9 protein-coding genes are annotated in these 13,779 nt (G+C 71.5%); 5 read left to right on the top strand and 4 right to left on the bottom strand.

The window, feature by feature from the left end:
• Positions 1-122: 122 nt before the first annotated feature.
• From AB0L71_RS12300 to pgm, 3 genes are all read right to left on the bottom strand, one after another.
• On the bottom strand, positions 123-2,162 hold the full coding sequence (locus AB0L71_RS12300; RefSeq protein WP_365241537.1) for a SpoIIE family protein phosphatase: 2,040 nt from the start codon (positions 2,160-2,162) through the stop codon (positions 123-125).
• 294 nt (positions 2,163-2,456) lie between these two features.
• Positions 2,457-4,805: an FHA domain-containing protein gene (locus tag AB0L71_RS12295; protein WP_365241335.1), complete on the bottom strand. Its 2,349-nt coding sequence runs from the start codon at positions 4,803-4,805 to the stop codon at positions 2,457-2,459.
• 124 nt (positions 4,806-4,929) lie between these two features.
• A complete protein-coding gene (gene pgm, locus AB0L71_RS12290; RefSeq protein WP_365241332.1) occupies positions 4,930-6,570 on the bottom strand; it encodes a phosphoglucomutase (alpha-D-glucose-1,6-bisphosphate-dependent) in 1,641 nt (546 codons plus the stop codon).
• 245 nt (positions 6,571-6,815) lie between these two features.
• Between pgm and AB0L71_RS12285 the strand changes: the two genes are divergently transcribed.
• The 3 genes from AB0L71_RS12285 (at position 6,816) to AB0L71_RS12275 (ending at position 8,848) form a co-directional block, all read left to right on the top strand.
• Positions 6,816-7,298, top strand: coding sequence for a GNAT family N-acetyltransferase (locus AB0L71_RS12285; protein ID WP_365241330.1), 483 nt, complete (start codon positions 6,816-6,818; stop codon positions 7,296-7,298).
• A 118-nt stretch (positions 7,299-7,416) separates the two neighbouring features.
• Positions 7,417-7,734 (top strand): cupin, encoded by a 318-nt coding sequence (locus AB0L71_RS12280; protein ID WP_365241328.1) that lies wholly within the window; start codon positions 7,417-7,419, stop codon positions 7,732-7,734.
• Positions 7,735-7,966: 232 nt separating this feature from the next.
• Complete coding sequence (locus tag AB0L71_RS12275) at positions 7,967-8,848, top strand: ABC transporter substrate-binding protein (protein WP_365241325.1); 882 nt, start codon at positions 7,967-7,969, stop codon at positions 8,846-8,848.
• 89 nt (positions 8,849-8,937) lie between these two features.
• Here AB0L71_RS12275 and AB0L71_RS12270 read toward each other — a convergent pair whose 3' ends face one another.
• The gene (locus AB0L71_RS12270) at positions 8,938-10,230 is read right to left on the bottom strand and encodes a hypothetical protein (protein WP_365241323.1); all 1,293 of its coding nucleotides are present in this window, start codon (positions 10,228-10,230) and stop codon (positions 8,938-8,940) included.
• A gap of 178 nt (positions 10,231-10,408) precedes the next feature.
• On the opposite strand from AB0L71_RS12270, the gene AB0L71_RS12265 reads away from it, so the two are divergent.
• On the top strand, positions 10,409-11,707 hold the full coding sequence (locus tag AB0L71_RS12265; protein WP_365241320.1) for a beta-ketoacyl-[acyl-carrier-protein] synthase family protein: 1,299 nt from the start codon (positions 10,409-10,411) through the stop codon (positions 11,705-11,707).
• 13 nt (positions 11,708-11,720) lie between these two features.
• The gene (locus tag AB0L71_RS12260; protein ID WP_365241318.1) at positions 11,721-13,583 is read left to right on the top strand and encodes an acyl-CoA dehydrogenase; all 1,863 of its coding nucleotides are present in this window, start codon (positions 11,721-11,723) and stop codon (positions 13,581-13,583) included.
• Positions 13,584-13,779: the final 196 nt, after the last annotated feature.

Genomic DNA, 13,779 nt, shown 5'->3' with positions numbered 1-13,779 from the left:
CGGCCGCCCTCACCCTGAACGCGGCGCCCCGCGGCCGATCCGGCCGCGGGGCGCCGCATTCGGTGTGCCCGCACGGCTGTCCCCCGAAGAGCTCCCGCTCGCGGCGGGTGCTGCGTGCCTGGTCAGGAACCGTCCGTCACGGGCGTGATGTCCTGCTCGGTCCACAGCGCCTTGCCGTCGTTGCCGTAGCGGGTTCCCCAGTGGCTGGCGAGCTGGGAGACGATGAACAGCCCGCGTCCGCCCTCGTCGACGGTGCGGGCATGACGCAGATGGGGGGAGACCCGACTGCTGTCGTGGACCTCGCAGGTGAGCGAGGGGCCCAGGATCAGCCGCAGTTGCAACGGAGGCGTGCCGTACCGCACGGCGTTGGTGATCAGTTCGCTCACGATGAGTTCGGTCGACTCGATCGTCCCGGTGTCGAGGTGCCAGCCCGCGAGCCGGTCGCGCACGAGCGTGCGGGCGATGGCGGGCGTGGTCGGGTCGTGGGCCAGCTCCCAGGTCGCGACCCGTTCGGGCGGGACGACGTCGGTACGGGCGAGGAGGAGGGCGGCGCCTTCGTCGGAGGCATCTGCCGGAAGGTGGTAGACCACGTCGTCGCACAGGGCCCGGAGACTCCGGCCGGGCCGTGCGAGTGCCTCGTGCATCCGCTGCGCGGACGCCTGGTCGGTCACGAGGGTGCCGGTGAAGAACGCCAGAAGGCTGCCCTGGTCGAGTTCGAAGGAGGCGGTGGCGAAGGGGGAGGTGTCGGTGGAGAAGAGCGAGGGTCCTTCGGGCACGTCCAGGACGGTCGTGATCCCGTCGGGCGTGACGAGGACCGGCGCCGGGTGTCCCGCCCGGGCGATGGCGCAGGTACGGGAGAACGGGTCGTAGACCGCGTACGTGCACGTTGCGTGCAGCGACTCCTTGCGCAGCCGGTCGCCGGGCGGCAGCGACGCGCGTTCGACGGCCAGGCGGCCGGCGGTGTCCGTCAGCCGGGCCAGCACTTCGTCGGGCTCCAGGTCGAGACCGGCCAGCGCGTGGATGACGGTCCGCAACTGTCCCATGGCGATGGCTGTCTGGAGGCCGGGGCCGTCGACCTTGCCGATGATCAGCGCGGTGCGCGCACCGGAGAGGCTGATGGTGTCGAACCAGCTGCCGCGGTTGCGACCGGGCAGCAGGACGTGCGCCGTCTCCACGGCGATCCGGTCCCCGTCGTGCTGGGGCAGGAGCCGCCGCTGGACCGTCGAGGCGATGGCATGGTCGTGCTCGTAGCGCCGTGCGTTCTCGATGCTCAGCGAGACATGGGCGGCGGCCGTCAGAGCGAGCGGAAGATCGTCCTCCTCGTAGGGCTCGGTCCCCTGGCACCGATAGAAACTCGCCAGACCGAGGACCGCGCCGTGCAGCTTCAGAGGGACCACGATCAGGGAATGGGCCTGCGTCGCCTTGATCATCCGGGCGCTCTCGGGGTCCGCGTCCAGCCACGGCGTTCGGGCGTCGAGCTGGACGAGGCGGGGCCGGAGGTCCGAGGTGGCCAGGGCATAGGGCGTCCGGGCGGGCAGCCGCCGCATCTCTGCGACCAGGCCGTCCCGGCGGCCTGCGTCGCCGGGACCGCGCACGGCCGTGCGATGGAACGGGACATCGTGCCCCAGGGGCCCTATCGGCGGATCCGAACCACGCAGCACGTCGTCCACGACCTCGACCACGGCGAAGTCGGCGAACTCCGGGACGACGGCCCTGACGAGCCCCTCGCAGGTGTCTGCCACGTCGAGGGACCTGCCCACCCGCGTGCGCACCGCGGCGAGGCACGCAGCCCGGGTACGTGCCTTCTCCTCCTCGGTGACATCGACGACGGCGGCCAGCAGCCCGAGGGTGTGCCGCTGCGCGTCCTCCAGACGGTTCACGGACACCCTGAGGAAGCGCACGGGGTCGGGAGAATCCCGGAGCCGGCCGCGGATCACGTGATGGTCCGCGGTCACGCCGGTCTCCAGCACCTCGCGCATGGTCCGTTCGGCCAGGTCCGGATCCTCGATGAGGTACGCCTCCGTGAAGTAACGCCCCACGAGGTCCTCGGCGGGAACGAGGTTGCTCAGCGGGTTCGCCCGCACCACCCGCAAGTCCGTGTCCAGTACATGCAGACCCACCGTGGGCTGGGCGAACAGGGTGTGGAGTATCGCCGCCCCCATGCCGTCGGCCACGGTCGCCGTGCTGTCCGATGTGCCGGCGTCCGTCACACAATCACCCCATCGTCCCTCGCCCACCTGCCGCAATCGGCGGGTAGGCACAAGGGTCGGACCAACCGGCGCGTTCCGCCACCGCTCAGCGGCAGATGGGTTGCGCTGTGCCGGGAGTACGGGAGGACGACAGACCCCGCTGCTCGGCCCGTGTCCCGAGTGGCTGCCCGGGACGCGGGCCCGAGGAGCGCCGGCGGAGAGCCGTCGGGCCGGGTTTCGGAGTCACCGTCGCTGCCCGGTCCGCCGCTACCGCATGACCGCGGGCTCTTGCCGCCGCAGGAGTCGGGAGACCACGCCTCCGAAGAACACCGAGAGCACCACCAGCATCCCCATGTTCAGCAGCCACGCCGCAGCGGAGTGATCGAACAGCGGGTCCGCGCTCACCCTTCCGGGCACGATCCTGCCGAGCCCGATGGTCCCGCCCATCGCCGCCAGCGCCCACCGGGACGGCACCAGCCACGCCACCTGCTCCAGGCCGGGTACCCCGTGCAGTTTCAGCAGAGCGCCGCAGAAGACGACCTGCACGATGGCGAGGAGCACCAGCAGCGGCATGGTGACCTCCTCCTTGCGCACCAGTGCCGAGACGACCAGCCCGAGCATCATCGCGGTGAACGACAACATGGCCACGGCCAGGGTGATCTCGACCAGGGGCGGCATGAGAACGCCCTTGCCGCCCGGGGCGTTGAGATCCACGCCCACCAGGCCGACCAGGGTCAGAACGACGGCCTGCAGCACCGTGATGGTTCCCAGGACCACCACCTTGGACATCAGATACGCCGATCTGGAGAGCCCGACGGCACGCTCCCGTTGGTAGATCGCCCTTTCCTTGACCAGTTCTCGTACGGCATTGGCGGCGCCGGTCAGCACGGCACCCACACAGAGGATCAGCAACGCGTTGATCGCTGTGTCCGAGGTCAGACGGCTGCCGGCCAGGGCCCGGGTCATGGCGCCCATCACGAACGGCAGAGCGATCATGACGGCCAGGAAGGTCCGGTCGGCGCTCAGTGCGGCGGCGTAGCGGCGGACAAGGGTGTGCAACTGCGCGCCCTTGCTCCGGGTCTTCGGCGGCGGTTCGGCCGGTACCGGCGGGGCGTGCGCCGGTTGCGGCTGCGCGCCGGCGTTCGCGATGTACTGCTGGTGGTAGGGGGACGCGCGGTACTCCGCCGACCAGTCCCGGTCCCGGTCGTGCTCGAATGCCTCGAACGCCTCCGGCCAGTGGTCGAACCCGAGGAACGGGAGCGCTTCCTCCGGGGGCCCGAAGTAGGCGGTCCTCCCGCCGGGGGCGAGAACCAGCAACTGGTCGCAGACATCGAGGCTGAGCACACTGTGCGTGACGACGATCACCGTACGGCCGTCGTCGGCGAGCCGCCGGAGCACGCGCATGAGCGAGCGGTCCATTCCGGGATCGAGCCCCGACGTCGGCTCGTCGAGAAAGAGCAGTGACGGCTTCGTCAGCAGCTCCAGTGCGACGCTGACGCGTTTGCGCTGACCGCCGGAGAGGCTGTGGATCGGCAGGTTCGTCCGCTTGGTCAGACCCAGCTCACGGATCACTTCGGTGACCCGGGCCTGTCGTTCGGACGGGGCGGTGTCGTGCGGGAAGCGGAGCTCGGCGGCGTACCCGAGGGCGCGGCCCACGGGCAGCTGGGAGTGCAGGATGTCGTCCTGCGGGACGAGCCCGATGCGGTGACGCAGCTCGGCGTAGTCGTGGTAGAGGTCGCGGCCGTCGTAGAGGACGGTGCCCTGGTCGGCCGGGCGGAGGCCGGTCAGTGCGTTGAGCAGGGTGGACTTGCCGGATCCGCTCGGACCCACCACGCCGAGGAGGCACTTCTCGCCCACAGGGAAGGAGACGTCGTCGAGCAGGCACTTGCGGCCCCGGTCCACGGTGACGCTCAGGTCCTGCACATCGAGCGAGACCTCACCGGTGTCGACGAACTCCTGCAGCATGTCGTCGATGAGGGCGAACTCGGAGTGGCCGACACCGATGATGTCGCCCTCCGCGACCGGCGCGCGTCCGACCAGCTGGCCGTTGAGGTACGTGCCGTTGTGCGAGCCGAGGTCGACGATCTCGTACGTTCCGTCCGGATGCGTCCGCAGTTCGGCGTGCCGGTGCGAGACGACCAGGTCGTCGACGACGAGGTCGTTGTCCGGGCTGCGGCCGATGCGTACGGTGCGGACGGGCCGCGGGCGCACGCTGGTCGGCTGCCGGAACGTGATGGTGGCCTCGGGCTTGGCGACGGCGGTCGGGCGGTCGGCCGATCGGGTCGCGCGGGGCGGGGAGGTCTGTTCGACCAGGGCCACGCACGGTCCGTTCACGGGGTGGCCGAACCGGATGACGCTGCCCGGGCCCACGTCCGACTCCTGGATCCGCCGGCCCGCGGTGTACGTGCCGTTGGTGCTGTCCTCGTCCTTCAGCAACCAGTGGTCGGCCACGGGCCGCAGTACCGCGTGGTGCCACGAAACCCTCTCGTCGTCGAGGACGATGTCGCTCCGGGGGTCGCGCCCGACGTGGTAGTCACGGCTCGGGCTCAATACGGTGGCCCCCGCGTCGGTTTCGAGAACGAGTTCGGGCGCGGTCATGGCAGGCCGTTCTCCCATGCCCAAATTCTAGCGATACGTCCACCTGCACGCCTGATGCGTCGTCGTCTCGGACAGCCCCCCGCCGGCCCGGGCCGCGAGCCTTTGGCCCGCCACCCGGGCGGTCCCGGCGCAACCGCGGGGTTCAGTCGCCCAGGGCCGCGGAGACCACGGCCCTGGCCTCCTCCTGGACCCGGCCGAGATGGTCGGTGCCCAGGAAGGACTCGGCGTAGATCTTGTACACGTCCTCGGTCCCCGAAGGGCGGGCGGCGAACCACGCGTTCTCGGTGGTCACCTTGATGCCGCCGATCGGTGCCCCGTTGCCGGGCGCATGGGTGAGCACGGCGGTGACGGCCTCACCGGCCAGGGTGTCGGCCGTGACCTGGTCGGCGGAGAGCCGCGCGAGCACCGCCTTCTGCTCACGGTCGGCGGGGGCGTCGATCCGGGCATACGCCGGCTCACCGAACCGGGCGGTGAGTGCCGCATAGTGCTCCGACGGTGACGCGTCCGTCACCGCGAGGATCTCGGACGCGAGCAGCGCCAGGATGATGCCGTCCTTGTCGGTGGTCCACACCGAGCCGTCCCGGCGCAGGAACGAGGCCCCGGCGGACTCCTCGCCGCCGAACCCGAGCGATCCGTCGACCAGCCCGTCCACGAACCACTTGAAGCCGACCGGTACCTCGACCAGCTCGCGGCCCAGGCCGGCGGCGACCCGGTCGATCATTCCCGAGGAGACGAGTGTCTTGCCGATTCCGGCACCGGCCGGCCACCGCTCCCGGTGCCTGTACAGGTGATCGATGGCGACGGCCAGGTAGTGGTTCGGGTTCATCAGCCCGGCGTCGGGCGTGACGATGCCGTGCCGGTCGGCGTCGGCGTCGTTCCCGGTGGAGATCTGGTACTGGTCGCGCTGCTCGATCAGCGAGGCCATCGCGTACGGCGAGGAGCAGTCCATCCGGATCTTTCCGTCCCAGTCCTGCGTCATGAAGCGCCAGGTGGGGTCGGTCAGGGGATTGACGACGGTCAGATCGAGCTGGTGCTCCTCGGCGATGCGGCCCCAGTAGGCGACCGAGGCGCCACCCAGGGGGTCGGCCCCGATGCGGACCCCGGCCGAGCGGATCGCGTCGAGGTCGAGCACGGAGGGCAGGTCCGCGACGTAGCTGCCGAGGAAGTCGTACGTCCCGGTGGTCGAGGCCGCCCGGGCCCGGGCGTAGGGGATCCGGCGCACGTCCTTCATCCCGGCGGCGATGATCTCGTTGGCCCGCTGCTGGATCCAGCCGGTGGCCTCGGAACCCGCCGGACCGCCGTGCGTCGGGTTGTACTTGAACCCGCCGTCACCGGGCGGGTTGTGGGACGGGGTGACGACCACACCGTCGGCGAGGTGCGACGTGCGGCCCCGGTTGTGGGTGAGGATGGCGTGCGACACCGCCGGGGTCGGGGTGTAGCCGTCGGCCGGGTCGACGAGCACGGTCACGTCGTTGGCGGCGAACACCTCGAGGGCGGTGACCCGGGCCGGTTCCGACAGCGCGTGGGTGTCCGCACCGAGGAAGAGCGGCCCGTCGGTGCCCTGGCGCGCCCGGTACTCACTGATCGCCTGGCTGGTGGCCAGGATGTGGTCCTCGTTGAACGCGGTGGTCAGGGACGACCCGCGATGGCCCGAGGTGCCGAACGCCACCCGCTGGCCGGGCTCGGCCGGATCCGGGTGCAGCGCGTAGTACGCGGTCACCAGCCGGGCCACATCGGTGAGATCCTCGGGCCGGGCCGGCTGTCCTGCTCGTTCGTGCGGCATGCGCCCACTCCTCCGTATCGTTGCGATCTTCCCCTCCGCTATTTTCGCGGGTGCCCGGCGCCGGGCCGCAGCGGCCCCGCCGTGGACGTGCACCGGCGCGGCGTTCCACAGCCCACCCGGCTGAACAGCCCGAATTCTGTGGAGCGGCGGGCCCGCCCGGCCTTAGCCTCGTACCGAGGAGAGACCGCACGCCGCGGATGCCGGTGGGAAGCGGGATCCGACCGGACGGGGAGAGAAGAGAAGACATGGCACCGAACGAGTCCGCGACAGCCGACCGCATCCTGCTGCGCGAGGCCTGCGCCGAGGACGCGGAGGCGCTCACCGGGCTCTTTCTCGCCTCGCGTGCCGCGGCCATGCCCTACCTGCCGAAGGTGCACAGCGACGAGGACACGCTCGCCTGGATGACCCATGTCGTCCTGCCGGGGACCACGGTGTGGGTCGCGGAGTCCGGTACCGGGGAGGTGCTGGGCTTCGCCTCCGTCGACGGGACCGAACTGGAACACCTCTATCTCCGGCCGGACGTACGGCGCCGCGGCATCGGCTCGTCGCTCCTGGCGAGGGTGCGGGAGTCCGCCCCCGAGGAACTGACGCTCTACGCCTTCCAGCGCAACACCGGGGCCCGGGCCTTCTACGAGCGGCATGGCTTCACCGCGGTCGCGTTCGACGACGGCAGCCGCAACGAGGAACGGGAGCCGGACGTCAGATACCGCTGGACCGCGCGCGGCTGACCGTACGTCCCAAGCTGCCGTACGGCTCCCGCACACCCTGCCCCGGCCGGAACGGGCGGGCCGCGTGCGGGCCGCAGGCAGGATCGCGAGGGGACGAGGGCTGCGGCACAGTGGGCGTATGGAAGATCTGAACGCCCTCGCCGACGAGCATCTGACCACGGCCCGCAGCTCTCCGCACGGCCGTAGTGCCCACCGACTGCTGCACGAGGAACCCCTGCGGCAGACCGTCATCGCCCTCACCTCGGGCTCCGCCCTCGAGGCGCACAACGCACCCGCCGCCGCCTCCGTCCAGGTGCTCCGCGGCAGGGTCCGCCTCACCGCGGCCTCCGGGGACGTGGAGCTGGGCGCCGCCGAACTCCACCCGATCCCGCAGGAGCGGCACGGGCTGCTGGCGCTGGAGGACGCGGTGGTGCTGCTGACGACCGTCAACGAGTGACGGCGGTCGCACCCGACCGCTCCGTCCCCGCCTCGTGCGATGAGGCTGCGCGACCCGATGTCCGCCCCGGCCCCTCGCACGAGCGCCGTCGCGCCCCCCGTACGCGAGCGCCTTCGCGCCATCCGTGCCGGACCGGCCGAAAAGTGAGGGTGTCGCGCCGGCTGGGTGGGCAGGTACTGGTGTACGAGCCCGGAGGAGCGGGCGAAGCGGCCGGTACCGAGGGGTGTGTGGCGTGAGCGACCAGGATGTGTGGCAGTTCTCCGACGACCGTGGTCAGCTGTCGACCGGCGGACGGCTCCCGACCCGGGTGCTCGCCTACGTCCAGGCCGGAGCGACCCTCTGGGACCACGGCATACGCGTGAGCGCGGTATTCGGCTCCGACCATGACGACCCGACCGTGCCGGACGCCGCGAAGACGGGATCACTGCCACTGGCCGAGGTCGGTTACCTCGGCGCGGGCAGCACCCTGGACGTGGACGACCTGCTGCGTGGCGAGCCGGAACTCGTCGTCGCCGTCAGCTACGGCGGCGGCCATGTCTACGGGCTCGCCCCGGAGACCGCCAAGCATCTGGAGGAGCACGTCCCGGTCGTCGTCATCGAGGTGGGCCCGGCGCGCACCCTCGACCGGATCGGGGACCGGTTCGCCCGGTTGGCCCGGTCGCTCGGCGCCGAGGAGGTCGCGGCGGAGCGGGAACTGGACATCGCCCGCGACCGGCTGCGCACGCTCGCCGGCGGGTCGGAGCGGCCCCGGGTGGTCGCCCTGTCCCCGGCCGGTCAGGAGCAGGCGCATCTCGCGCGGCCCCGCATGTGGCCCGAGTTGCGTGCGCTCGCCGAGCTGGGCGTCGGCGTGGTGGAGCCGGCCGACGGGCCCGGTGCGAACTGGTCCACCGTCGGCTGGATGGATGCCGCGGCCCTGCGGCCCGACATCGTGCTCGCCGACTCCCGGGCCAACGCCACCTCCCTGGACGAGCTCCGGACGAACGGGACCTGGGCGGCGATCGAGCGCGCCGCCCGGGTCGTGCCCTGGAACCCCGAGCCGGTCTGCAGCCCGCAGGCCCACGCACGGTTCCTGACACGGGTGGCCGACGCGGTGGAGGCGGTCGCCCACGGGTGACGACGCACGCGGTCACGGGGGAGTGCGCCCCTCCGTGCCGTGGTGGACCGGAGACATCGGACCCCGCCCGCCGATCCGGATGAAGGCCCCTAACCGGGCGCCGTCAGGTGCGGGGTGTTGTCGTCGTCGAGGAACTCGACGACAGCGAGGGCGAACAGCGCGCACAGGGCGATCCAGAGAGTCACCAGACCCGTCGGCCGGTCCCATGCCACCAGGACCGCGGCGGCCACCCCGACCACCGCCCAGTTCAGCCGGCGCCTGGTGCGGTGCACCCATCTGCCGACCGGGCCGCCGGTGAAACCGGCCGCGTCCCGTACGGCACCGATGCCATCGCTCCACATGGCCCTGACCCGGGTGGCGGCGCGGCCCTCACCCGTGAGCCAGGCAGCGAGGGCCACCACGATGCCGAGCGTGATCACCAGGCGGACCAGCGCGCGCACGGAGCCGACCAGGGCGTCGAAGACGGAACCGGCGGCCGGCTGCGAGACCCCGGACGGAAGGCTGTCGAGATAGAACGCGCGGCCCACCCACACGGCCAGCCCGAGCACCGCGGCACCCGCCGCGACCGCGAGCGCCGTCGTGACCAGGGCACGCCGGCGGCGTACGGCGAGGAGCACCCCGCCCACGGCAAGGGCCAGCGTGACCAGTGGCAGCCAGAAGCCGATGATCTGGAGCGCCCGGAACCATTTCTTGGCCTTGCCGACCGCGTCGGACGTCAGCACCGTGAAGTCCGTATGGATCTCGGGGATCTTCGCGGCGACCGTCAGCCCCTGGTCGACGAGGCGTTGTTTGACCCGGTCGATGACCGGTGCCAGATCGACGGTGACGGTGTCGTTGGTGAGCTTCACCGCCCCGCCGCCGCTCCCGGACAGTGCCTTCAGCGCCGCCGCATGGGCGGCCCGGTTGAGATCGGTCCAGATCGTCCGGAAGGCGTCGGTGGCGACGAACTTCTGCACGGTCGTGTGCACGAGGTCCGAGATCCCCGCCGTCAGGGGACCGCTCAGTCCCGACAGCGCCTTGTCGACCACCGGCCGGTCCGCGGGGGCGACATCGGCCAACAGCGTTTTGAGGTCGAGGTGCTTCATGACGGCACCGGTCACGCGATCGGCCACGGCGGACTGCACATCGGGGTCGGATGCGAGCGGCGCCATCATCGCCACGTAGTTGTCCGTGTTCCCGATCTGGTTCTTCGCCCAGGTGGACACGATGCTCAGCGGAGTGAGGACGGCCGCGACCAGGATGAGCAGCGCGGCGAAGAACGACCGGGCGCGGGGCCGGCGCCGGGCCGCCGAGCGGTTCTCCAGCACCGTCACCCGGGCGCGCAACGCCTCCAGATCGGCGTGTGCCGGCGGGGGCTTCGACTGGTTCGGGTCCGCTTCCATGCACCAAGGGGATGCCCGGCGGGGGCGAACGGCGCGGCGGACTCCTGCGGATGGGGGAACACGGTCACCGGGCATGTGGCGTGGTTCAGGCCATTCGTCCGATCGGTGATCCGTTCGGTCCAGTGTGACCGCATCCTTGCCGGGGCCACGGCCGTTCGACCACCGATAGGCGTGATCGATGACGGAGGAGGGGCGGAACATGGGGCGGGCCGACACGGGGGTCGCGGTGACGGGACTGGGGCTGGTGACCCCCGCGGGAGCCGACGAGCACACCTTCTGGGCCGGACTGTGCGCCGGGGTGTCCGTGGCCCGGCGCTGTCACGAACTGGCCGGAATGCCGGTCGACTTCGGCTGTCCGGTGGACGGGGCGGACCTGGACGAGGCGGTCGGTGGGCGTTCGGCGTGGCGGATGGCACGGTTCGCGAAGATGGCGCTGGTCGCCGCCCGGCACGCCGTGGCGGACGCCGGGCTGTCACCGAAGCGGTGGGACGGCGACCGGGTGGGAGTGGTGATCGGTGTCGGCGTGGGCGGGGTGTCCGCGCTCGTCGACAACCTGCGCAGGCTGGACGGCGGCGGACCGGATGCGGTGTCGCCGCTCCTGGTCCCGATGATGATGCCCAACGCCGCCGCCGGTGAGGTGGCCATCGCCCTGCGGGCGCACGGCCCCAGCCTGGCACCGGCCAGCGCCTGTGCGTCCGGGGCGACCGCGATCGCCGTGGCCCGGGACCTGCTGACGAGCGGCCGGTGCGATGTGGTGGTGGCCGGCGGGGCGGAGTCCGTACTGACCCCGTTGGTGGCGAGCGCCTTCGCGGGAATGGGCGCGCTCTCCCGGCGCACCGGCGATCCGGCGGGGGCGTCGCGGCCGTTCGCCGCGGACCGGGACGGTTTTGTGCTTGGTGAGGGCGCCGGTGTCCTGGTGCTGGAGCGGACCCGCGACGTGCACGCCCGCGCAGGACGGCCGCGCGCCCTGCTGGCCGGTGCGGGCTCCGGCACCGATGCGCACCATCCCACGAGCCCGGACCCGGCAGGAGCCGGTGCCGGCAGAGCCGTGGAGGCGGCGCTGGGTGAGGCGGGCTGGGCCGCGCACGAGGTCGATCACATCAATGCGCACGGCACCTCGACCCCGCTGAACGACGCGATGGAGAGCGCGCTCATCCAGCGGCTCTTTCCCCACCGCCCCTCGGTGACCGCCCCGAAGGGGGTGCTCGGTCACACCCTCGGCGCGGCCGGGGCGATCGAGGCAGCAGCCACCGTACTGACCCTGGAACACAGCCTTGTTCCGCCGGTCGCCAACCTGGACTCGCTGCCGGACGGCTTCGACCTCGACTGCGTCGTCAAGGAGCCCCGTGCGCAGCACGTCGAACGGGCACTGAGCCACTCCTTCGGTTTCGGCGGGCACAACGTCGCACTCGCCTTCCAGCGCGTCGCGCCGGACGGTCCGCCGGGGACGGCCTCCGGTGTCCTCGCAGCCGGCTGATCGTTCTTGTCTCATGACCGCAACGATCGACAGCTCTTCCACCGGACGGGCCACAGAACTGCTCACCGGTGTGCTCCTGGGCGACAACATCGCCCAGGAGCACGGTTTCTGGCGGCAGCTGATCCGTACGCAGCCGTTCCGCCGCCAGGACCTCGGCACATCCGACGAACGCCTCTGCCTCGCGTACGAGCGGATGCGCATCCTCAACGACAGCCTCGACAGCGGTGCCCGGCTCGCCGCCGACCTCCGCGCCCTCGCGGCCCTGCACGAATGGCTCGGACCGGTCGACCCGGCCCTCACCACGGTGGCGGGCATCCACTACAACCTCTTTCTGGGCAGCCTCCTCGACCATCAGGCGGACGGCCGACGCGATCTGTCGGACTTCCTCCGGCTGCGCAGCATCGGCACCTTTCTCTGTACGGAGGTGGCGCACGGAAACGACGCCGCCGCCGTGGAGACCACGGCCTCCTACGACCGCGAGCGCGACGGGTTTGTCCTGCACACACCGCACGCCGGTGCCCAGAAGTTCATGCCCAACACCAGTCCGGCAGGCGGCCCCAAGACCGGCCTGGTGGCGGCCCGCCTGCTGGTCGACGGCACCGATCAGGGCGTCTTCCTCTTCCTCGTACCGCTCACCGACGCCGAACGGGCGCTGCCCGGCGTACGGGTGCGCAGACTCTCCGCACGTCTGGGCAGTCCGGTGGACCACAGTGTGACCTCCTTCGACCAGGTCTTCGTGGGGCGCGAAGCACTGCTCGGCGGGGAGCACGGACGGATCGGCGACGACGGGGAGTTCAGCAGTGTCCTCGGCAACCGCAGACATCGCCTTCTCACGTCCATCGGGCGCGTCACCTCCGGAAAGATCTCGATGAGCGCCTGCGCGGTCGGCTCCGCACGCGCGACGCTCGCCGTCGCCGTGCGGTACGGCGGGCACCGGTACATCTCCGGACCCCGTGGGTCACGCCGGGTACCGGTGATCGCCCATCGCAGCCACCACGGCCCGCTGGTCCGGGCCATGGCCACCGTCTTCGGGATGAGCCTGCTGCACCGCAGGGCCATGGAGCGCTGGGAGAAGGAGAGCGACGGGCCGAACCGGGCGGAGGCGGAGCGACTGGTCGCTGTCGCCAAGGGGTGGATCACCTGGGAGGCCAGGGATGTGATCGTGGAATGCCGTGAGCGGTGCGGTGCCCAGGCGCTCCTGGAACACAACGGCATCAACGCACTCATCACCGGAGTGGAAGGCGCCATCACCGCAGAGGGCGACAACCTCGCCATCCATGTGAAGGCGGCCACGGAGATGCTTCTGGTCACCGAACAGGCCGCGTACGACGTTCCCGCGGGGGGCGGCACCGGCGACCTCACCGACACCCGGTTCCTCGTCGGGCTCCTGACCGCGCTGGAGCGGATCTGGTTCGACCGGGCCCGCGAGGGGATGGGCCGTGCGCCGTCCGGTGACCCTCTGGAGCGGTGGAACCGCGCCTCGGGCCCGGCCCTGCGCGGTGTCGAGGCCCATGCCCAGCGGCAGGCGGCAGAGGCGTACGCGGATGCGGTGGCGAGCCTGCCGGACGGGCCGGCCCGTGACCGACTGGTCGAACTGCAACGGTTGTTCGTGCTCGACCGGATCGCCCGTGACAGCGGCGATCTGCTGGCCGCAGGCCGTATGACGGTGCATCAGGTGGAGGAGCTGTCGAACAGGTCGGAAGAGCTGATCGCCGCCGTCGCCCCGCATCTGCCCGCACTCGTCGACTCCTTCGCACTGCCCCGGGAACTGCTCGCCGACTGGCCCATCGCGGGGGCCGATTACGTCGATTCCTACGACGACCCCGAAGCCGCCTGGCAGCCGGACGGGGGCCGGACGAGCGGGACGGAGCAGTGAGGGGAACCGCCACGAGGACGCGCACGGGTGCGCGAGCCGGTCGGCCGCTGGAGGTGCTCGGGGCCCTCGGTGTCCGTGCTGTGCTGTTGGTTTTCTGGGGCACCGCGGCCGTCCTGGCCCGGTGGTGCGCAGAGCCGCCGGAGCGCGGTGGTGAATCGGTTCGCCGCAAGGCGTAACCGGAGACACGCCGCCCCGT

Origin of the sequence: Streptomyces sp. NPDC052052 (genome assembly GCF_040680455.1) — a bacterium.
Taxonomy (GTDB): domain Bacteria; phylum Actinomycetota; class Actinomycetes; order Streptomycetales; family Streptomycetaceae; genus Streptomyces.
This window is presented reverse-complemented; position numbering and strand designations above follow the sequence as displayed.